The sequence below is a fragment of the Citrobacter sp. RHB35-C17 genome (genome assembly GCF_013816795.1).
In the GTDB taxonomy this organism is placed as follows: domain Bacteria; phylum Pseudomonadota; class Gammaproteobacteria; order Enterobacterales; family Enterobacteriaceae; genus Citrobacter_A; species Citrobacter_A amalonaticus.
Genome location: NZ_CP057150.1, coordinates 3,548,157 through 3,569,479, shown reverse-complemented (window position 1 = coordinate 3,569,479; position 21,323 = coordinate 3,548,157). Strand labels below are relative to the sequence as shown.

Genomic DNA, 21,323 nt, shown 5'->3' with positions numbered 1-21,323 from the left:
AACTATCTCCTTATGCCGGAACGGTTGTTTAACGCCCGAAAAATTCGAGCATGTTTTCTGCCATAACCCACAGGGCGCGATTGAGTTTCACATCGCCGTCAATGCCGGTAACAGCACGGGTGCGGCTGCTTTTCCCCTGAGTGGTTCGCCCTGACAGACCTCCTTTCATCAGGTTCTCCTGCACGCGCTGGTATACGGTCCACAGGTCATCGCTGTAGTCCTCCCGCCTACGTGGGGTCAGCAACTGCGATACCGTGACCGGCTGGTGGTCTTCACCAAAGCGATACTTCAGCGCGGCATTCGCCAGGGCGTTACGGGCCGGGGCTGGCAGCGCCAGTGACTGCATCGCATCGCGCTTCTCCTCCACCCGGTCAAAGACCCCGAGCACTTCGTAAGCCCCTTCAATCACCTTCTCGACGACATTGCCTTTATGCGGTACCCGCACTTCTCCGAATGACTGGCCGCAGACCAGACCATTGGTACAGACGCCTCGAAACAGCCCCGGCAACATCTGGTAGCTTGATGAGCCGTCATGGCTGTTAAGTAGAATGATTTCCGGCACCTGATGTCCGGACAGTTGACCGGCACGACGCAGGCGAAGCATGTGTTTGGTGTGCTCCCGCTTGCTCTGGTCCCGAACCTTCGTCTGGCAGGCAAAGAACGGCTCAAAGCCTTCACGCTGCAGGCTTTCAAGGATGGTGATGGTCGGGATGTAGGTGTACCTGTCTGAACGAGATTCATGTTTGTCACTCCCGAACACGCTGGGGACATGACTCATCAGCTCTTCGTAGGTCAGAGGCCGGTCACGGCGTATCTGGTTTATACGGCCAAAGCGGCTGGCTAATCGCATGGGTAACTCCTTATGCAGTGGGTAAAAAGACAAAAGGCCACACTTCCCGAAGGAGGTGTAGCCTGACTTTGTTTATATCGATGATGTGCTGGTGGTGGTTATGCAGGAAATTTGCGGATGCCATAACGAGTGATATACCGGTTCAGCCAGTAACTGGCATCCGACTCAAAGTTCCAGGCTCGCCAGACCATGCGACACTCATGACGGATAACCAGACGGAAATGTGTCCCCTTGCTAATCCTCTATAGCAACACTGGTATATTGAGACGCAACCGCCTCTGCCTGCTGGCGCGTAAATGGCCCCTCAGGTAATTCAGTAAGTTCAGTCATACTGGCTCCTTAAAACAAAAAGCCCCTGTGGCATAAGCGACAGGGGCTGAAACGGACGAGTAATGATGGCATCAGGATGTCTTACCTCCGGCAACCGACACCGGTAGTGGGTGATAATACTGCGGATCAAACACTGACAGCGGCAGGTCAGTCTGGTAACCATCAGAGGCTTCCGTTGCCTTCATGATTTCGACGGAACTGACGTTTTCCACGCATTCGTTCTCCAGCCAGGCTTCCTGAGAGCGAGTGGCATCGCTGTCGCCAAATGCAGCCACTGCCATATTCCCCATCGCCAGCGTGTTCCCCCCTTTATCTTTCAGACGCAGGGAAAGTGTCAAAGGCCCGAATCCTTCACCACTTCCGCCGTTGTCCAGGCGAAACTGCCAGACGCAGACATTGCCTGGCACCCAGACCATGTCTATGTTGCGGATACTGATGTAACGCTGTTCTTCGGCCTGAGCCGGTGACAGCAGACAAAGGCTCAGAGCGAAAAATGAGATAACGCCTTTCAGCTTCTTCATGGATTTTTCTCCTGATTATCCGGCAGATAGAGTTTTCCCGTTTCCTTACCATCGTGCGAATACACCACCGATTTTTCACCCGTATAGCTGTCGGTTTCAATCCTGAAACTCAGGGTGATATTGTCCGCAAGGCACAGGGCTGCCATCAGTGGCTGTACTGTTTTCTGCTGCATGTCAGCAATGTAGTAATAATTGCCTGACTCACAGCCTTCCGGTGACTGGCGGGTTTTCATCACCGTATATTGCGGTGTACCAAAGGCATCCTTCTTTACCCATTCCCGGGCAATATCGGATTTATGCGAGACAACCTTGCTGAACGGTGGTGGAGTCAGGTCCTTAAACCTGGCTATCGCTTTCACGCCAGCATCTTCCTTGCTGTCACAACCGGAAACACTGATAGCACTGATAACGGCCAGAACAGTGACAACAATACGTGGGTATGTTTTTTTCATGACGTTGATCTCTTGCTGATAATATCGTTTTGACTGCGTCAGCAGTTACCGGTACGACGGCATAGCTCAGCAAGACTCTGCTGTGCCACCCACTGTTGCAATTCCCTGTCTTTTTCAGTACGCCGGGCTGCAAGCGCTGCCTGCTGCCGTTTGTTAACACAATTGTCCTTTACCATCATCATGACTTCCGGCGTGAACTGTTTTTTGAGTTCAGCCGCTTTTTCATCAACATTTTCAACGGCGGGATACTGGTAGAGCAGCTTGTCTTCAACGGCTGTCCAGTAGTTAGCCATCCGGTCATCAACGACAGCGAAATAACAGCCCTGTCCTTCATTATTGCCCTGATAAATAATCCGGAGATGTAGCGGATATTCGTCACGGGGTTTTATATCAATGTATCTGACCGTCAGGGATTTTTTGTCTGCCAGATAAAGCGAGCCTCCATCTCTGCTGCGAAGAAAAAAGTGATTCGTCCAGGGATAATTGTCGAGTACAACCGCCTGATAGAGTGCGTTATGCATATGGTTATCATCGTATCCATCAGCGGATTTCCAGCCATCTGCCTGCATGGACTTCCAGGTTCTGACTGAACCCACGATATTTTCAGCGAGGACCGGGGGCGCTGAGATAATGCTGAGACTGGCGACCAGCGCCGCTGTGGTGAGTAATTTCATACCTGTTCCTTATGGATAATCTGCCCGTAACTGTCGTCAGCGAGCAGTGAATGAAAAAGATGAAAATGAGGTAACGCCTGTAAAAAATCCGGGCGTGACAGGATGCGGGTGAAATGTCCGTCTGGTGTGAAGGTTTCCGGGTGAAACATCACAGAGTGAACAGTGTGCAGTGCAAAAATGGTTATCCTGCCGAGGTGTTCTCCTGCCAGAAACCACTCACCGGAACTGAAAATCAGCCGGTAGGGAGCAAGGCTGTCGCAACGGCACCCGTCAGCCAGGAGGGTTACCCTTCGCTGTTCTGATACCGCCCTGACCAGTCGGGTGAAGATGCCCGGGCGGGAAGGCGGTATGGGTGCACCCTGATGCCAGATAAGGCATGGTGGGGTGCCCCGACCGCTTAGTAATGAGCTGACCAGATGGTGGTCCATCTCAGGAAACAGCGCGTCAGTGCCTGACTGACGGGCAAACTGCATTGCTGCCCCGGCCTGAATCTCGTGTCGTCCCCCGCTCAGCAGACGGCAGCAGCCATTCTGATATTCGAGGTCGAGATAAATCAGACGCTCGCGGAAATCACGATGCAGGGTACGCTCCGAGACCCCAAACTCCGTCGCCAGTTTGCGCATATTCAGCGTTTCCCCCGCGAGCAGACGGCTGATAATCAGCGAAAGCCGGACAGACAGGCGGTCATAACGACGCTCAGCCTGAGACATGTATTATCTCCGTGTTGGGTAAGTGATTAATTAAGAAGGTATTACTGTAAAGGATGAGACTGACAGGTTATGTCCGTGATACGTTGCGAAGCGCCTGGCGCGAAAAGGCCGTCTGGGTGCCCTGTTGGCAGCAGTAACGTGCTTATGACCGGTGGTATCTTTTGCTGGTGCAGACAGGTTATGTCTGCCACATAAAAATCATCTGCAGGATGATGAATAAACAGAGTAATCCACTACGGACCAGATGACCTTTGACTCATTCAGAAGAAAATCCAGTCCCAGACGGCCCGGGCCACCGACACGACCGCATCACGCACAGTACGCATCACCGTTTTCAGCGGGGCGGACAGAAACGACGAAGACTCCGCCGTATCAAACACCCGGCCCACGGCCGCACCGAAGCCGTCACGGGCCTGCGACCTGACCGCCTCCGTACAGAGCTGCCCATGCAACTGTGTCGCCACCGGGCTGGCGGCGCGGTCCGGCAGACTGCGCATCATGGTGCCCACCATCTCCTCAGTGCCCCATCCGGCCAGCGCGGACACCATGCAGACAGGATGATGTGGTTTAAACATCGCGGTAATGGCTACCTGCTTTTCCTGAAGATTTGCCCATTGCTGTGCTGAAGGCGTGCTGGTTCGGGTATCCCATTCGTGGCAGGGTTCTATTTTGTCGGCCTGGTTAATCACGAACAACACCTGCTGCTGGTAAGGCTGCATCACGCCGCGCCAGAAATGCTCGTCCACCGACAGCGCCCGGTCATCGGCCTTAATGACCCACAACACCAGGTCCAGTTCCGGCAGCATACGCCGGTACAGGGCGCGGTATTCCTGGTCCCGTTGTCCGTTTTCGCCCACGCCCGGCAAATCAACAATCACCAGACTGTGACGCCCGCTGCGTAGCCGGAAGCGCAGCACGGCACGGGTACAGGCGTTCACATCACTGACGGGGGAGATTTCTCCCCGGAAGAGTTCGTTACAGAGCGAAGACTTACCGACACCGCTCTTACCCATGATGCCAATCACAGGCTCGTAGTGGGTGAGGTTCTGAATGCGTTCAAGAATCAGCTGGCGAAGCGTCTCAGGAAGTGATGCCAGCGGTTGTTCAAGGGCCTGAAGGCCGTGAGGTCTAGTCATACAGGGTTCTCAGCGTGAAAAAGAAAAATCCCCGCACTCCGGTCAGGGAGGCGGGGGGGATTCACGGAGATAATATCTTTCTGAAATTATTTGGCATATGAACCTATCTGTAATCTAGGTTGTGGCAATTGAGTGGGGTTGAGTTTGACAAGCGCCCAGTGCTACAAGGAGACTGAAACAATGCCTTTAAAGTGATAGGTATCATAACTCTTTGATTTTCATCTTAAACATGATAAAATTATAAAAAATAATTACATGACAAGGAAAGAGAGATGAACGTTAATCCATACCTAAATATCCCTGAATCTCAATGGCAAGAACTCACTTCATACTTAGTTAATAATCATCCTTTAACTCCTCACTTGGTTAGTTTGGTCATGGACTCATGGAGAGGTTTATTTAATACATCCTTTGGAATGCATGATCTAAAAATTGGTGTGGATATTTTCCCTAAGCCTCAAATCATTGGTGCCATTCTGCATGAGTTAATTCCAGCGGCTATCGAAGCTCAATTTCCTCAGCAATGGAGAAAAGAAGAAAATAAAAATGATAAAGATATAGTTTGTAAGTATGACAACTCTCTTTCAATAGAGTTGAAAACTTCTTCAAATTCCAGCCAGATTTTTGGGAATAGAAGTTATGCACAGCCGCAAAATGGAGAAGGAAAAATTAAAGATGGATTTTATCTTGCAGTTAATTTCCAACCTTTCTCCCAAGCAAACGCCACCCCACAAATTTTAAAAATTCGATTTGGGTGGCTTGCACATACGGACTGGATTGCGCAGTCATCAAGCACCGGTCAGCAGGCTCGTTTAGCCTCTCATACTTACCAGAATAAGTTTATCACTCTCTATGGCTAAACTAACAATGGTTGTTGGGCCAATGTTAGAGAAATATCTTCTGTTTTACGCTGCAGTCTATTTTTGGCATAGAGTAAATATTCTTTATTTATTTCTATGCCAATAACATAGCGACCATTTATCATTGAACTTTCTGCTGTTGTTCCTGATCCTAAAAACGGATCGAGAACAATTTCCTCTTCGTTCGAAAAACCATTCATCAGCCTGTTAATTAGCTCCAGAGGAAACTGTGCTGGATGAGGGGCTCTTTCCTGAGATGACCTATTTTTCCCAGACGTAACTTTGGCGATCTGCCAGACATCAGACGGATTTTTTCCTAAAGGATTACACTTAAGCTTTCCATTTTTCTTTTGGTTTGGATACTTTACATTTGGGTCTCTGATTAGATCTAAATTAAATGTATAGTTCTTAGGATCTTTCAAAAACCAAAGAACTTTTTCGTTCCTTGGTGACAGACGTTTGCGAGAAGCAACGCCAGCCCCATAATTCCATACAATTTCTTGATGTAAATAAAATGGTGTTTTATCCCATAATAAATATGGTATTGGCACAGCGTAGCCTTTGTTTGGCACCTCTAGATAACCCACATTTAATGCAAGAGCACCATTATAGACAGTAATATCATAAATATTTTTCAACCATGTAATGCACCATTCAACATATTTATGAACATCTTGTATTTCTTCATACGCCTTGCCGATATTGTAAGGGGGTGAAGTAATGGTCAAATCCACTGAGTTATGGGGAATTTGAGACATAATGTCAATACAGTCACCATGATAAAGCGCTGTTCGATCATCCCTATAAAATGGTTGACCCAACGTATCAATAATGTTTTCAAATACTTGTTTTTTCATAGTTTTGCTAGTCATAGAAATTCCTAAACTTCATTTTAAGTGATTTTATCAGGTGAAGAAAAAAATTCCTACCTACGATAGAGTACATAAATTGTTACATTTAGAAATATTTTTACCTCGGTAAGATTCAGAATCTGACATTGTTCGTCGTGTAAAATACAGTTGAAACAGTGATTTAAGTTGAAACTTCTTATTCAACTGCGAATTTTCATAATGCCCAACATTGGTTCGTAATGTGTTGGATTTACGTCAGTGTTCAAAAACGTGACTACGGAAAACGTAAGGCAGGGTAGAGGCGCAAGCGGCTTTTCGATGGCCTGAAGGCCTTTAGATTAATTCATAAGGTGATCTCTGTGAAAAAACATAAAACCCCGCAATCCGGTAAGGATGCGGGAGGATTCACAGTGATGATATCTATCTGAAATTATTTGGAGTAATTATCAAAATTAAGCGTTACGTGAGCACCGTAATGGCGGTCATTTATCGATGAGAACCACGTTCCATGGCAGCAGTTTGGCCACTTTGTTGCCCGGGCACCAGGATTCTGTACCGAACAGCGCCTCGCGAAAATCAGGCCGAGGCACAAGCTGTCTAGAACTTGGTAGTTCTGTGAAAAGGATGATTATCAGTTAACTTAATGGCGGCCAGATTCAGCAACTGAGAAATTTGAGAGGGAATATGGTAGCTTGGAACGCTAAGGTATGCGCCCCTCTCCAACTTCGGCAGGCATCTAATGGAAAGAATGCCACCTGAATTTAAAGAAGCGGAATTAATGGTCGGGGTGAGTGGGGTGCTGTGTTGATATTTAGCGCGTCGTAAGGATAATTCAACCTGATGAGCACAGCACGTCGCAATGGGAACAGAGTTCGGCTATTTATCGGAGAGCGTATAGAACACGCCTCGGATCGCGATGTTTTGGTCACCGTTTGCGATGCTTTAGAAAAGGGCTCCGAGTGGGCCTACATATTCGCCAATTTCAACGTTAACGGCCGTCAGGTTGATGTTGCGGTCTTTTCCGCCACAACTACGCTTGTTATTGAAGCCAAGGGATATACACAACCCATCAAAGGCAGTGTCAACGGCCGTTGGACCCAGGCCGGAGCGTATGGCAGTCGACAGCTACGCAACGGGTACACTCAAGCCCTGGGTGCCAAGAATGCGTTGCGTGACGCGATGGCCGCGCTATTCAGCGATCTTACCGGCTATCCCAATGCTTTGCTGGCCATTACACCTGTGATTCCGTCAGGCTCCTCATTGCCACCGAGTGATTTCAAGGTAGTCACTGGCGGACTGGATGCGATCAAGATTTCTCTCAGTTCAAGGTCAGGAGCCTTACTAAATGAAGTGCAATGCCAAGCGCTCGCAGCCCATTTGAGCCTTGAACGCATATCGGAAAGAGATGCAGCAATTCATGAAACTGTGCTCATATCGGAGCAAACAGTGTCGAGTTATAAATCCGCTTTCTTGGAGTATCATGGGCCAACTGGTGCACGACTGGTAGAGGACCAATACCTCCTTGATGACAAACTGATCTCGGCATCTAAGATTCTTGAGATGGCTCTGTCGTCGCAATCTGCACTTCTGATCAGGGGACCGTCAGGATGTGGAAAGTCCTTGCTAAGTGCGCGTATCGCCACAGAATGTATGCAGGCTGGTGTGCTGCCTATCCACATCCAAGGCAAAGACTTCGAGGGTAAGCTTCAGAAAATAATTGATGCCGAGCTTAGACTACTCGGTGCTTCCGTGCGCGATATATTAAGAGCAAGTCGTCTCCTTTTAAGGCATATTGTACTGTTTCTCGACGGCTATAACGAATGCCCAGAGCATTTGCGAATTACTTTAACGCGAAGCCTTCAAGTATTTTCACTACGCTATGGTGCAGGCCTTGTGATTACCTCACAAGGCATCATGGCTAGGCAAGAGCTTCTGTCAGTAAAAGAGGCTCTTGTCAGCCCGCCACAATCCGCATTGAAGTCACAGCTCGCAAAACTTAGCAAAGAAGATGAAAACTTCACAAACTGCCAGTCTCTCCTTGAAATAGCACTCTCTGGGCTTGAAGCTGAACTCATTGGGCAGGCAGCAGCTTCACTGCCCGCTGGGGCAAGTACGTTCGTTCTATTCGACACGGTTACTCGCATGCGCCTCGGCAACTTCGCAACGGCGGGAATTCGCGCTCTTTCCGGGTTTGCAGAAGAACTGATCTCTCAAACTGCATTTAGTGTGTCCATTCGAGAGTTTGACAGATTTTGCGATGCGGCAAGTGTGACTGACGCGGCACGGTACGCGATCCTTGAGTCGCGGCTTGTGTCACAGCGTGGTGACAGACTTAGCTTCTCTCATGAAATGTTTTTCTATTTCTTCATGGCGGAATCTGTAATCCGGGTAGCGCGTAAAGATTCTGAGCGAATACAAGCTATTCTGCGATCTCCACGGTTTCATGGCTCTAAGGCTCTTATTCTCGGTGCGGTGGAGGACGATTCGACACTAAAGGATATTTTGGAAAAAACCACTGATAAGGGCATCCTGGAGTCTTGCGTCCGAGGAGAGTGTGGAGAAGCCGCAAGACGTACCGTCAAAGCAAAGTTTGACGTGCTATTCGCCGAAATGGTCGCAGAGACTTCTGAACTGCGCTTCCTGATCAATGGCGAGGGATGGCATAGCTGTTCGATTGAAACTGCCTATCATCGGCCAACCCTCTCGAAGTTTGAAGTTTTTCTTCCTGCTATTGGCTGGCTTCTAATGCAGGGGGGCCATTTAGAACAAATCATGACGGCATGTCGCGTCATGGAAGGAAAAATTGCCGAAGCCAATCGGGAGCTTTATAAGGAAGCAAGGGCCAAAAAGGTACCACTTCTGCACGAGACATTTAGCCAAGCCTATGTGTTCAATCGTAAGATCGCGCTTTCGCAGCTTGTGTCCTTCGTCCATAGTGGTGGCCTAAGTTTTCGCCATAGTCCAGGGAGCGAATTTGGTGAAGCTCTGAAAAAATCATGGAAGGAAGCGAGCACACATAGCGAATTCTACGTCCTTCTCGGAATCACCAAGTTCACGAAGTACGCTCCGTGGGCAGCGCCATGTGTGCTGAATCTTCTTGAGCGACTGCAGAGCTTGCCCTACCACCTTCAGCTAGACACGCTGGACTTTTGTGTACACTTGAGAAATGTGGATGATGCCGTAAAAGCAAAGATGATCGCGGCGCTTGAGGACTCCATGGACAAATTGGGCGTGTTTATGAATTCCATGATTTTTGATGCACTGAAGGGTTTAGGTGGATTAGAAACCGAAGAAGAAAACTACAGAACGGTGGTCTTAGAGGAGATCGAAAGTGTATGCTCCGAGACGGGACCGCAGGCCGATACCGAAGCATGGAATATCTTCTCTCGACAATTTGATCATCCGTATGACGGCATTTATTGGGAAGAGATAAATAATCTCGCCAGCGCTCAGAAGCGGCAGTTCCTTTTCAAGGCACTCAAAGGGGCAAGCACCGAGTATGTTTCGTTTGTCGATATTCTGATTCGTCAGCTCGCAGATTTCGGTGACTCATCAGTTTCTGAGGCTATTGAACCTTGGCTTAGGCTGCCAGCCAAAAAGTCGGTTATGCCACAAGATACAGTCGAGGTGTTTTTCGCAGCACACGAAGCGATGGGGATTTTAGACCTCCCACTTCCTGCCACTGTGACATCGACTATCGATGTTGATGAAACTATGCGGGCCTGCGGGGAATTAGCTTACTGGGCTTGCCGGTTAAGCATTTGCGAACTCGAGTCTTCACCTCAGACTCTCGGTGCACGGACTACATTACTGGATTACTCCTCTTCGGCAAGTGCCGGAGCACTGTGGTCTTCAACATCTCGAATGTTGTCTACGGATGGTACAAGAATTAACGTTGCAGCGCGCTATCCGAAAACAGCCCTAGCTATCTGCCGCGATGCATTGACCAACCATGGGTCGCAGAAGACGTACCACGAACACGGGTTAATGAACGATCAGGCGCGCATAGCTTCCTTTTCCATTCAAGTGATTGGGCAGTTTGGTGACGCCGATGACCTAGGACGTTTACGCAGTCTTTGCGACGAAGAGGAACTAGGTCATGAAGCACTTAACGCGATCCATAAGATTGAAGACCGCATTCGTTATCGAAAATAAATGTGTCAGCAGGGATATTCAGACACTGACAGAGCGTTAGACGATATGAGTGAATTACCTGAGTAGACACGTAAATATACTACATCGCTTATTTTTCGGTAGGTGTAGGCGGAAAACAGCTATCGGATTGATTTGTGCGATTTAGTGACATACCACTTATCTCAAATGTAAAAAAGCCTTCCCACGCAGAGAAGGCCACAAGTAGTTACAGATCGATTTGGCTGCAACCGAAGTTACGATCCCCTTCACCAAACACTTTAGATTCGACTTTGGTTAGGTAGTCCAATCGAGTTAGCAGCGCCTGGTAATGATCCTCGAAGCCAGTGTCTTCGTTATCTAGTACGTAGCGACAGTTATCAGGGAATGTCACCAGGTCAGGGCAATCATCCCGTTGCAAAGCTAGGGCGCTGTACCATGCACCTGTAATCATCCCTCTCAGGTTGTCTTCCCGTTCGTAGTCCCCGAGGTGGTAGTAAGCGTCTTTGTTGAACAATAGGCAAATGTGGTAGTGGCATTTACCCGATTCGGAATACTCTTTAGCCCACATAATAAATAAAGGGCAACGGTAAATACGCTTACCTTCACGCTTCTTACGAATACGGTCAGCTTCCAATTTAGCTTTAAGGGACTCACGCATTCGAGATATCACCCCTGGTTCAAGATTAGGGAAACAGCATATATTGTCTCCGTTATCGACTATCTTCGGATAATGCAGATCGACACGTACCGCCGTTAGTCTGGGGTAACGGTCAGTCAAGCGACAGAGTAATTGGTTAATCTTGACCCAATACTGCAGAACGTGATCCCCATGTGAGCCTTTATACGTTTTCATCTTAGTATTCCTATGTGTTTAGTCCTACGGTCTTTTCCAGACCGCATTGGTTATTGCCACACAGGCAGGGCTATCATTACTCAGTGATGAAGGTATATATTGGTATCAGATCTTAGTTCGGACATACTGATCTGATAGTTACTCTTACCGGTTAATACAGGTAGTAAGAGTGTGTTGCCATTATAATACCTATCCAACATCAAAATTTGAGGTGAGCGCAGCCCCAGCCTGACATGGCAGTTAAAAAGTTACTCTGCAATTAGCGTTGAAAACTAACCAATAATTGTGGTATTCCAGTGTCGCTTAACTGTCGATATACTGATCCTCAACAACCTTGCGACGTCTGTCTGTTTGTATCCGTTTGTCTTAAGTTTAACTATGTCGGCTTTGTACCTACTACCTTCCTTCCTCCCCAAAGTATTTTTCATCCCTCGGTATTTGCTTCTGGTTGATTTCAGATTGTGAATATCAACACTTGTCTGAATAGCTATTAGGAATGATATGCAGCTCTCAGCTGTTGGTTCGATTCTTGTATAAGAGTGATAACAGTAAATGTTTATCTCTTTTCGAAAGCAAAAAAATAAAGCTTCCTCTATATCCTCAACATTTCTGCCGAGGCAGCTTAAATGAGGTATAATTAGTGTATCGTTACGATTGATTTTTTGTGTGACTAACTCCTTAAGCAAACGTTGCTCTGATAGTGGTTTTTGATCATCAACTATTTCAATCACAACATCATCTGGGGAGACAGCAAATCTGTCACATATTGCCTGATATGCAGCATGATTCTTTATGTCGTTGATGCCCCGTGCATCTAGACTTTTAAGGTATAAATGACAGTGCATTTGCATCACTCCGGTATCATTAATAGTTTTTGATACGTTGAAAACCTTTTTACTATGTACAAACACCAAGAAATTAAAGGTATTGATTCCTATTATCATTTGCGTGATGTATGTTGTTGCTAGAAAATCACATATGGGTTTGAACTTGCGAAAACTGATTTCGCTGTCTTTCAGGTCGATATTACCGACTTTGCATATCACTAGAAAATGGGTTGATAACAATGACATCACTAGATGCCTTTCTGCATGTTGATACATCAGTTACATTAGCAACCGGAAGCATTATTGATAAGTTATTTACATGATGGATATCTATCCAGCAAATATACGGGTGAGGGAGGGCTATCTTTTTCTTTTTTATAAGTTCAGCAGTGCCAAATGTTATTAGATCTGACGTTGATAATAATTGAATATGATCGAAATCGAAGAAGTAGTTATCATATCTATCTTCTTTAATCGGAATTATATTTGCTCGCCCATGCACGCGTAAGGTCCTGAGATCTATTGCTCTCTCATTATAAATGTATATAATTTTTTTTGCGTTGATTGATTCTTTATGTGATTTCAGTTGTTCCTTTATCGTTATGGCCTCTCTTTTACTCATTGAGTCATTACCGGATTTTTGTTGATGGCTATTTGCAGGTGTTATTAAAGAATTACCTTTAATCGATGTTTGATAAATAATTTTACAAATCTCTTCAGGAACAATACAAGGGTTGGCTCTTAGTTGAGAAATCGTCTCAGTTACGATAAATTTCTGCAGTCTTCCTTGCAGGTTAAGCGCGGATTGATGGTTTTCATTCATTTTTTCCAATATTGGAGCCAATGTAGATACGCAAGACAAAACGACTGATGATTCAGTACAGTTGCTTCGTTTGGCCGTGCTTTTGATTGTTTGTCTAATAGATGGCGAGTTAATCGTTACAGATAAACGTGACATAGAATCCTCGTAAATTTTAAATAAATCACAGTGTTGAAGCGGCGATTTCTATATGCTTCTACGGCTTGACTTGATTTCGGAGCAAAACCCATTCATCGATCTCGGACTCTAGCCAGCCGACAGATTGCTGCCCTAAGCGTCGCTGCTTAGGGAAAGTCTCGTCGTAACGTGGGGACTTGGGGTTGATCCAGTCGTAGATAGTAGAACGGGCAATTCCTATCTTATCTACAACTGCTGAAAGGCGAAGAATTTTGACATTAGTTGCGTTCATACTGAGTTACCTCTCATTGGTGCTATTTGGTTTAAGAGAGGATAACTTGACTTTTTTTCTACTAAAATCCGGTTGGCAAAATAACTTTTATTACGTGATTTTGCATGGTTGTGAACTTGAGGAGTTGGGGGGGAGGTATTGAGTTTTTCTAAGATTTACGCCGAAGTTAGCTATAAAGTTAAGTGTCTGGCTGATGAGGTATCTCGTACTGAGTGGCATGATACTGCTGTGATCATAGAGGAAGAAAATGCTGACTTAGAGAACTATTTTGCGTGGTTGAGAAAACGATTCTGGTGCTCAAATAAGATAGGAACCAAGGTCTTGCGCTATGCAGACCCTCATCTCCGGGAGGAGAAATTCCATGAAGAAGATGGTGAAATCAAATACAAGGAAGAATATACAGAGTTATACGATCCTGTTCAGGCCTGCTGGAGAGAGGTTGAGAGTGAAATTTGTTTTAATACAAGGCCTTACTGGTTTAAACCGAAGTTATTAATTCATGAAGCATTTGAGTCTAATCTGCTTTTTGGCATGTTGGCCTATAGATGGGCCGTTTCTGTATCAAAAGAAAATGAGGCTGTTGCGATCAAAGCTATGCAAGTGGCATCTGGTTTGTTGGATAAATGTACAGGGATGGTATGGGTAAAAACATTTTGGGAAAAAGAGAAGAAATTATCTCGTAAACGCGCGAATGCAGGTAAGGAGGGGGGCAGAGGAAAGGCAGAAACCTATAAAGCTATTCAGGAACAATTAGCTAAAATGTTGCATGAAAAGGGAGTAAAGTCTGGTTGGAAAAGCAAAACTGCAGCAGTGGACGATATTCTTGAGGACTTATGGTCGTTTGTCCAAGCGCCAGAATTCACCATTAAGAGTTCTAGCAACCAGCATAGGGTCGCAACGATGAGCCAAGAAGCATTGAGAGATACCATTATTAAACAATGGTCTACTAAGGTGGACATCGTCAAAGAAGCCTTCGATGCAACGGTGACAAGAAAAAAGAAGGGTAACAAATAGTCAAGACTGCTTCTGTTATGAACTGTGAGAGTTGGCGAAGCCTTATTCACTAAGGCCAAGGCTTCGTTTATCAAGGTGAATAACTCATGGCTACGAAAGCTGATATTTGCTGTATAACAGTTTGTTACAAGCCCAAAAATCAATTTGATACCAGCCTCGGCTATAAAGTTCAAACAACAAGTGATAACACTGTCATGTTATTTTCAATCATGCGCCCTTCATCCGCTGCTTTAACAAGATCAGCCCACCACTGCATCATAGGGCGGCGTTGCTCAAGATAATCACTGCGGTTGTAAGCGCGACGTACCTCATTTTTGTCTACATGAGCCAATGCTGCCTCAATAACATCAGACGGAAACCCTTGCTCATTGAGAGCTGTACTTGCGATAGAACGCAAGCCATGAGAAACGAGAACACCTCCTAACCCAGCACGCTTGAGTGCTGCATTCACTGTTTGGCTGTTCATTGGCTGGGTTGGTTTGATGCGACTGGGAAAGATAAATTCTCGACCACCACTGAGGGACTTCATCATTTCCAGAATTGAGATAGCCTCATCCGATAGTGGAACCGTATGGTCTCGGTTCATCTTCATTCGAGCTGCTGGAATTTTCCATTCTTTAGCATTGAAATCGATCTCATCCCATCGTGCCTCAGCAGCTTCGGCAGGGCGGGTAATGGTGAGGAGCTGCCACATGAACAGACACCGCGTGGACACACTGATACTTGCCGTACGCATTGTTTGCATTAACTGTGGAAGTTGATCCGGGCGGATACTTGGCATGTTTTTCTTCTGCGGTTTCTCGAAGGCTTTTCCGATGTTTACGCTGGGAACAGCATCAATCAGGCCCGTGTTCTGCGCATAAATCATGACTTCGTTAATACGCTGACAAAGGCGGCGAACAGTCTCTAATGCACCTCTGGCCTGTACCGGCTGAACAGCTTTAACCAGAGTATGAGCCTTAATCTCAGTGACGCTGATATCACCGATTGCTGGGAAAACATCTCTCTCAAGCGAGCGCCAGATATCGTCGGCATAGTCCTCTGTTACGCTGGCTTTCTTCACATTCCACCAACGCTCGGCAACTAACAAGAAGGTGTTGGTTTTGGCCTCTTGAGAATTCCTCACCTGTTCTTTCTGGTGTTCCTGAGGATCAATATCTTTTGCCAACAAAACTCGAGATTCAGCTCTGAGTTTACGCGCATCAGAAAGGGAGACGGCTGGGTAGGCTCCGAAGCTCTGCTTGGTTCGCTGCTTGGTCAGAGGTCGATAGTAACGGAACTGCCAGAGCTTACTACCGCTGGACTTGATTAACAGAGTAAGCCCGTCACCATCATACAGCTGGTAATCGGCATCTTTAGGTTTGGCGGCTTTGATTTCCGTATCGGTTAACGGCTTGGTTTTTCTTGCCATGGGGAGTCTCCATGCGTTTAGGCCCAACGAAAACAATAGGGCTTTTCGTTGGGCCTATCAATGGGCCTAAAAGGTTCGGATTTAATTAGTTCTCTTCGGACTTCGCGGGACAAATTGAAGGCACAAAAAAGCCCGCAGGGCTTGCGCCGTGCGGGCTCTTAGGACTTCATCGGATGACTCTGGTAATCACCGATGGAAAATTTTGGTGGAGCTGGCGGGAGTTGAACCCGCGTCCGAAATTCCTACATCCTCGGTACTACATGCTTAGTCAGTCTTTACATTCGCCTGGCACCTGCGGATTGACACGCCACTACCAGACTAGCCTGATTAGTTTTAACGCTTCAACCCCAGGCAGGGCATCCACGCGATCTCTTTTGGGTTTGACCTCTCTTTGATCCCCGTCTTAAGAGCGGAAGCTAGGGAGAGAGGGCTCAGAGCAGGTTATTAAGCTGCTAAAGCGTAGTTTTCGTCGTTTGCGACTATTTTTTGCGGCTTTTTACGAGGCCAACCGCCCCTCGGCATGCACCTTGGGTTTCGCAAATCCCGTCGAATCCAGAATCAGCCCCAATGTGTTAAGACAAGTATAACAGACTTGTGACAGCCCTTTCCACCCCAAATCATCAGGCATTTACCGCTCGCGCAGCGCTTCTTTGGCTCGGTTGAACGGTTTGATTAAATAGTCGACGATGCTTTTTTCACCTGTTTTTATATCCACTGTCGCGATCATGCCCGGTACGATGGAAAAACGGCGTCCTAGCTTGTTTTGCAGATAGTCCTGATGGGTACGAATGAAAACGCGGTAGTAGAAGATTTCCGGCTTCACTTTGTCCTGAATGGTATCCGGCGAAATGGTTTCGACAACGCCTTCCAGTCCGCCGTAAATGGCGTAATCGTAGGCGGTGATTTTCACCAGCGCGCGCTGGCCGGGGTGGATAAAAGCGATGTCGCGCGGCGACAGACGCGTTTCAATCAGCAGATGATCGTCAACCGGTACGATCTCCATCATCTCGCCGTTTGGCGGGATCACGCCGCCGATGGTCGTGACCTGAATGTTCTTCACTATGCCGCGAACCGGTGAGCGAACGGTCAGGCGGGTCACCGAATCTTCGCGTCCCTTAATGATGGCGGAGAGCATTGCCACTTCGGCGTTGGCTTTAGACAGCGCCTCGCGCGCCTGGACGTAATATTGCGAGCGCAAATCCGTGAGCTTCAGACCAATATCGCTTTTTTGCCGTTGCAAACGCAGCACCTCGACGTGGCTGGCGGCGCCGCTTTTTGCCAGCCGCTCGGTGATCGCCAGCTCTTTATTCACCAGCGTCAGCGCCTCTTTGAGCTCAGACTGCGCGTCGGCGAGTTGCGCGCGGCGACTGGTGTAAAGCCGCGTTTCCGAGGCGACCAGATCCGGCCAGGCGTTCAGTTCGTCAGAGAAGACCAGCGGCTTGTCGCTAACCTCAGCCGTCAGGCGCTGACTGGATGCCAGCGAGGCACGATAGCGGGCGGCGCTTTCGCCGACGTTAGACTCCGAGCGCGTTGGGTCCATTCGCGCCAGTACCTGTCCCGCCTGGACCTGATCGCCTTCATGCACCATCAGTTCGGCGAGGATCCCCCCGTCGAGCGACTGCAATACCTGCTCGCGCGAACTGGGGATTACCTTGCCGGTGCCCGTCGAGACCTCATCAAGAATGCCGAACCACGCCCACACCGAGAGAAGCAGACACAAGATCGCGGTGAGCCAGATGATGCGGCTGGCACCTGAGAATTCTCGCTCGCGGCTGTCGTCGAGCGCGTCGTGGGTCGCGTCAGGCTGACTGGTTTTCATTTTTCCACTCCCGCGTGTTGACCTGCGTGGCCATTCGACTTTGCCCCAGCGCCTGCGCTTTCGGCGCGTCCATCACCAGTTGCCCCTCTTTAAGCACCACCACCCGTTCGACCAGCTCCAGTACCGGTACGCGATGGGTGGCGACGATCAGAGTGCGGTTGCCGAGCCACTGTCCCAGTCGTTGAATAAACTCGCGTTCGGAATGCTCATCCAGCGAGGCGGTGGGCTCATCGAGCAGGACGATATTGGGGGCGCGCAGCAGCATGCGGGCGAGCATAATGGACTGTCGCTGACCGCCGGATAACCCGCTGCCGCCTTCCATAATCGGATGATCGAGCCCTTTCGGCAGCCGTTTCACGAAGTTGGCCGCACCGCAAATCTCCAGCACGGTAAATATCTCGTCGTCGCTGGCGTGCGGGGCGCCGAGCGTCAGGTTCTCGCGCAGGGTGCCAAAAAACAGGCGCGCGTTCTGGCTCAGTAGCCCGACGTTGCGGCGCAAATCGGCCATATCGATGTGCGGCAGGCTGAGGTTATCGAGACGGGCGTCGCCCTCGACCAGATCCACGCCGCCTGCCAGCGCCTGCAACAGCGTGGATTTGCCCGCGCCGTTGCGCCCGAGCACCGCGATGCGCTCGCCGGCGGCGATCTCCAGTCGGTTAATGCGCAGTGGCACTCGCTGATCTTCACTGTGATAGCGAAACTGTGCGTTCTCGAACAGATAATGACCGTGAAAGATCTCCTGATGCACCCGCGTTTCGTCACGCTGGGTCTCAGTGGGAAGTTCCATAATGCTGTCCAGCCCCTTTTTAGCGGCTTTCACCTGCTGCCAGCGTGCCAGCACGCCGCACAGATTACCCATCGGGGCGATCATCCTTGAGCCAAGCATGGAGGCAGCAACCACCGAGCCGGTCGTCAGCGTGCCTTCAATCACCAGCGGAGCGCCAAACATCACCATTGCCGCATAAACCAGCCCCTGGACGGTCACCCCCCAGTTGATTAGCCCTTGCGACAGTTCGCGGGTGCGCAGTCCGGACTCGGCGGTGATGCGGATATAGCTGTTCCACTGTTGCAGAAACCGGTTCTCCGCCTGCATCAGCTTGATGTCCTCCAGCCCCTGAACGCTTTCGACCAGCACGGCGTTACGCAGCGTGGCCTCGTGCGCTGACTGATTCGCCAGCTCCGCGAGCTTTTTTTGCAACAGTAGACCGGGAAGGATCATCAGCAGCGCGGCGACCGGGGCGATCCAGGCGAGCGGCGGGGCGATGATCGCCAGCACCACGATGAACAGGAAAAAGAAGGGCAGATCCACAATGGTGGAGATCGTGGAAGAGGTCACCATCTCGCGGATCTGTTCCAGCTCGCGTAGCTGCGAAATAAAGCTGCCGGTGGAGCGCGGGATCGCGCTATTACGCAGGCGTAGAGCGTGGCTGAACACGCGATCCGACACCCGCATATCGGCGCGCTTACCCAACAGATCCATCACATGACCACGGGCGAGTCGCAGCAGAAAACCAAACAACATGGCGATCAAAACGCCGACGGCAAGGACATACAGCGACGGCCACGATTGCGCGGGGATCACCCGGTCATACACCTGCATCGAGAAGACGATCCCGGAAAGCGACAGGATGTTGATCAGCAATGCAGCCAGCATCACCGGGCCGTAAGGACGTAGATCTTTCAGCACCAGGCTTTTCAGCCAGTCGGGTTTGAAACGCGAGATATAGGTATCCACCCGGCGGTCTTTCACGGCGGAAAGCGGACGTAACGCGATAATGAAACGGACCGTCGGCAGCAGGTCGCGCAGGGCGATCCGGTTGCGCTGGAGTTCGCCGTTGATAAAACAGACGTCAAGCTGGTCTTCGCCGTCGAACTGTTCAACCAGTACCAGTTCACCCTCCTGGAGCTGGATCACCACCGGCAGACGCCAGCGGGTGAGCGACTGTTCGCTGGGAGCCAGCGGCTGAAAAGAGAGTCCGGCCTGGCGGGCCAGTTGGCTGAGCGCCTGCGGCATCGGTTTATCCTGGAACCACGGGGCGCTGGCCTGCAACGCGCCGGGAGAACAGGCAATACGATAATGGGTGGCGATATGGCTCATTGCCCGCGCCCAGTTGGCCAGCGCCGGTGCGGTGATGCGCTCGTCGCCAGGAGTGTCGGCGTGAGTCATGGCTGAATCTCCACTGACTGAATGGTGCGGTTTTCCAGACCAAAGGCCTGGCGCATCTGACCGGTGTTGTACAGGCAGTTAAGCTGCAGTTGATGCAACTGACTCTCTGTCTGTAACTGTGCGAAGCGCGCCTGATAGACCTCCTGTTCAGCGTTAAGAACATCGAGAAGCGGTCGGGAACCAAGGTCGAGATACTGTTGCTGGTACAGCTCGCGCGTCCGTTCACTCAACGTCTCCTGACGCTTCTGGATCTGCAAGGAGGTCACCAGGTTCATCGCTTCACTGCGATCCGCAAGCAGCTTCTTGCGCACGTCCAGCCGGGTGCGCTGGATGGCTGACTGGGCGGATTCCACCGCGTGGCTGGCGGCGTTGCGCCGGGCGGTTAAGCCGCCGCCCTGATAAATGGGCATCTCCACTTTGACCCACGCCGAATACTGAGTGCGGTCAACGGACTCATGCCCGGCATAATTATCATTGAGATAGTGGCGAACCTCCGGCTCCAGCGAAACCGTCGGCGTCATCTGCGCGTTGGCGTAGTCGAGATTAGCCTGGGCGACGTTGGCCTGCGCCCAGGCGGCAAGAACGGCGGGTACCAGCTTGTCATCCAGTTTTGCCCGTTCGCAACTGCGGCCCAGCTTTTGCGGGAAGTCGTTGCTGATGGTGTTAAGGTTTTTCCAGCCCAGCCAGGTCATGAGCGTCGCCTGCGAGCTCTCAAGATTGGCCTGATACTGTACGAGTTGGGAGCGGGCGCCCTCAATGCGCGCATCGGTCTGCACCACGTCCGACAGCGAGCTGGCGCCTTCATCGTTGCGCTGATTCGCCAGCCTGCCAATGGTGCTCAGGGCATCCAGTTGCTCCTTTGCCACCGCCACCATCTGCTGCCAGGTCTGCACCTGTACAATAGCGGTTGCCGTTTCATGGCTGACGGTATCAATGCTAAGCAGCACGTTGGCCTGCTCCTGCGCCACGCCGGCGTTTTCTGCCCGCACCTGGCTTGCGACTTTTCCAAAGTCATAGAGCATTTGCGACAGTGACAGTACCAGCGACGGGCTGAATCCGCTGTCGGAATAGGTGTTGGTATAGCCGTTATTCATCCCGGCGTTAACCTGCGGATAGTATTTGGCTTTTGCAACATCGACCTGCTGAATTTGGGCATACAGTTTACCGACCACTTCCGCGATCGATGGATGCCAGGTGACAGCGCGATTGACCGCCTGAGAGAGGGTCAGTTCGCCGGGCGCGGCGCTGTCGCCGCTTTGCGGCATCGGGCCATCAAGCGCGGGCAGTTCCTGCCGTTCAACCCACTGCTGCGGGGCGATGCGGGGCATTTCCACGGCAGCGATAGCGGGTGCAGCGCACAGATTGCCCGCCAGCCACCAGAAAGTAAGCTGTCGTTTTCCCATTTTCTTCCCTAATTGAGCGTTGTTTTTTGCCCCGGGCGAGCGTGCGCCCGGGGTCGTTGTGTGGTCGTGCTACTGGCCTTTA

Annotated in this window: 18 protein-coding genes, 1 other RNA gene and 1 pseudogene; 3 read left to right on the top strand and 17 right to left on the bottom strand. The window is 49.7% G+C overall.

Features of this window, described 5'->3' with window-relative positions:
* Window positions 1-28: 28 nt before the first annotated feature.
* From HVZ37_RS17045 to HVZ37_RS17015, 7 genes and pseudogenes are all read right to left on the bottom strand, one after another.
* Window positions 29-850: a DUF932 domain-containing protein gene (locus HVZ37_RS17045; RefSeq protein ID WP_087835510.1), complete on the bottom strand. Its 822-nt coding sequence runs from the start codon at window positions 848-850 to the stop codon at window positions 29-31.
* A gap of 98 nt (window positions 851-948) precedes the next feature.
* Window positions 949-1,180: pseudogene (locus tag HVZ37_RS17040) on the bottom strand (DUF905 domain-containing protein).
* Between the two features lie 71 nt (window positions 1,181-1,251).
* Window positions 1,252-1,701, bottom strand: a complete 450-nt coding sequence (locus tag HVZ37_RS17035) for an IrmA family protein (RefSeq protein ID WP_181627781.1) — start codon at window positions 1,699-1,701, stop codon at window positions 1,252-1,254.
* Complete coding sequence (locus HVZ37_RS17030; RefSeq protein WP_181627780.1) at window positions 1,698-2,153, bottom strand: YfjS/YafY family lipoprotein; 456 nt, start codon at window positions 2,151-2,153, stop codon at window positions 1,698-1,700. Before HVZ37_RS17030 ends, HVZ37_RS17035 begins: the two co-directional genes overlap by 4 nt.
* Before the next feature lie 38 nt (window positions 2,154-2,191).
* The gene (locus tag HVZ37_RS17025; RefSeq protein WP_047667669.1) at window positions 2,192-2,827 is read right to left on the bottom strand and encodes a hypothetical protein; all 636 of its coding nucleotides are present in this window, start codon (window positions 2,825-2,827) and stop codon (window positions 2,192-2,194) included.
* The gene (locus HVZ37_RS17020) at window positions 2,824-3,537 is read right to left on the bottom strand and encodes a WYL domain-containing protein (protein ID WP_000075763.1); all 714 of its coding nucleotides are present in this window, start codon (window positions 3,535-3,537) and stop codon (window positions 2,824-2,826) included. Before HVZ37_RS17020 ends, HVZ37_RS17025 begins: the two co-directional genes overlap by 4 nt.
* A 260-nt stretch (window positions 3,538-3,797) precedes the next feature.
* The gene (locus HVZ37_RS17015) at window positions 3,798-4,673 is read right to left on the bottom strand and encodes a GTPase family protein (protein ID WP_047667671.1); all 876 of its coding nucleotides are present in this window, start codon (window positions 4,671-4,673) and stop codon (window positions 3,798-3,800) included.
* A 272-nt stretch (window positions 4,674-4,945) separates the two neighbouring features.
* Between HVZ37_RS17015 and HVZ37_RS17010 the strand changes: the two genes are divergently transcribed.
* Window positions 4,946-5,533 (top strand): ScaI family restriction endonuclease, encoded by a 588-nt coding sequence (locus tag HVZ37_RS17010; RefSeq protein ID WP_151085528.1) that lies wholly within the window; start codon window positions 4,946-4,948, stop codon window positions 5,531-5,533.
* Here HVZ37_RS17010 and HVZ37_RS17005 read toward each other — a convergent pair.
* Window positions 5,530-6,405, bottom strand: a complete 876-nt coding sequence (locus HVZ37_RS17005; protein WP_220132972.1) for a site-specific DNA-methyltransferase — start codon at window positions 6,403-6,405, stop codon at window positions 5,530-5,532. The genes HVZ37_RS17010 and HVZ37_RS17005 overlap by 4 nt on opposite strands.
* 819 nt (window positions 6,406-7,224) lie before the next feature.
* Here HVZ37_RS17005 and HVZ37_RS17000 point away from each other — a divergent pair.
* Window positions 7,225-10,539, top strand: a complete 3,315-nt coding sequence (locus HVZ37_RS17000) for an NERD domain-containing protein (RefSeq protein ID WP_181627779.1) — start codon at window positions 7,225-7,227, stop codon at window positions 10,537-10,539.
* 205 nt (window positions 10,540-10,744) lie between these two features.
* On the opposite strand, the gene HVZ37_RS16995 is transcribed toward HVZ37_RS17000, so the two are convergent.
* From HVZ37_RS16995 to HVZ37_RS16980, 4 genes are all read right to left on the bottom strand, one after another.
* Window positions 10,745-11,371 (bottom strand): inovirus Gp2 family protein, encoded by a 627-nt coding sequence (locus HVZ37_RS16995; RefSeq protein ID WP_057950970.1) that lies wholly within the window; start codon window positions 11,369-11,371, stop codon window positions 10,745-10,747.
* 272 nt (window positions 11,372-11,643) lie between these two features.
* On the bottom strand, window positions 11,644-12,444 hold the full coding sequence (locus tag HVZ37_RS16990; protein WP_181627778.1) for a recombinase family protein: 801 nt from the start codon (window positions 12,442-12,444) through the stop codon (window positions 11,644-11,646).
* Complete coding sequence (locus HVZ37_RS16985; protein ID WP_181627777.1) at window positions 12,398-13,156, bottom strand: hypothetical protein; 759 nt, start codon at window positions 13,154-13,156, stop codon at window positions 12,398-12,400. Before HVZ37_RS16985 ends, HVZ37_RS16990 begins: the two co-directional genes overlap by 47 nt.
* A 58-nt stretch (window positions 13,157-13,214) precedes the next feature.
* On the bottom strand, window positions 13,215-13,427 hold the full coding sequence (locus HVZ37_RS16980) for an AlpA family phage regulatory protein (protein ID WP_151085533.1): 213 nt from the start codon (window positions 13,425-13,427) through the stop codon (window positions 13,215-13,217).
* 138 nt (window positions 13,428-13,565) lie between these two features.
* Here HVZ37_RS16980 and HVZ37_RS16975 point away from each other — a divergent pair, with 138 nt between their 5' ends.
* On the top strand, window positions 13,566-14,441 hold the full coding sequence (locus HVZ37_RS16975) for a hypothetical protein (protein WP_181627776.1): 876 nt from the start codon (window positions 13,566-13,568) through the stop codon (window positions 14,439-14,441).
* A 169-nt stretch (window positions 14,442-14,610) separates the two neighbouring features.
* On the opposite strand, the gene HVZ37_RS16970 is transcribed toward HVZ37_RS16975, so the two are convergent.
* The 5 genes from HVZ37_RS16970 to HVZ37_RS16950 form a co-directional block, all read right to left on the bottom strand.
* Window positions 14,611-15,852, bottom strand: coding sequence for an integrase (locus HVZ37_RS16970; RefSeq protein WP_181627775.1), 1,242 nt, complete (start codon window positions 15,850-15,852; stop codon window positions 14,611-14,613).
* 203 nt (window positions 15,853-16,055) lie between these two features.
* Window positions 16,056-16,418, bottom strand: a transfer-messenger RNA (tmRNA) gene (gene ssrA, locus HVZ37_RS16965).
* A gap of 62 nt (window positions 16,419-16,480) precedes the next feature.
* A complete protein-coding gene (locus HVZ37_RS16960; RefSeq protein WP_099433351.1) occupies window positions 16,481-17,671 on the bottom strand; it encodes an HlyD family efflux transporter periplasmic adaptor subunit in 1,191 nt (396 codons plus the stop codon).
* On the bottom strand, window positions 17,652-19,838 hold the full coding sequence (locus HVZ37_RS16955) for a type I secretion system permease/ATPase (RefSeq protein ID WP_181627774.1): 2,187 nt from the start codon (window positions 19,836-19,838) through the stop codon (window positions 17,652-17,654). The genes HVZ37_RS16960 and HVZ37_RS16955 overlap by 20 nt, the downstream gene beginning before the upstream one ends.
* Complete coding sequence (locus tag HVZ37_RS16950) at window positions 19,835-21,241, bottom strand: TolC family outer membrane protein (protein WP_181627773.1); 1,407 nt, start codon at window positions 21,239-21,241, stop codon at window positions 19,835-19,837. The genes HVZ37_RS16955 and HVZ37_RS16950 overlap by 4 nt, the downstream gene beginning before the upstream one ends.
* Between the last annotated feature and the right edge of the window lie 82 nt (window positions 21,242-21,323).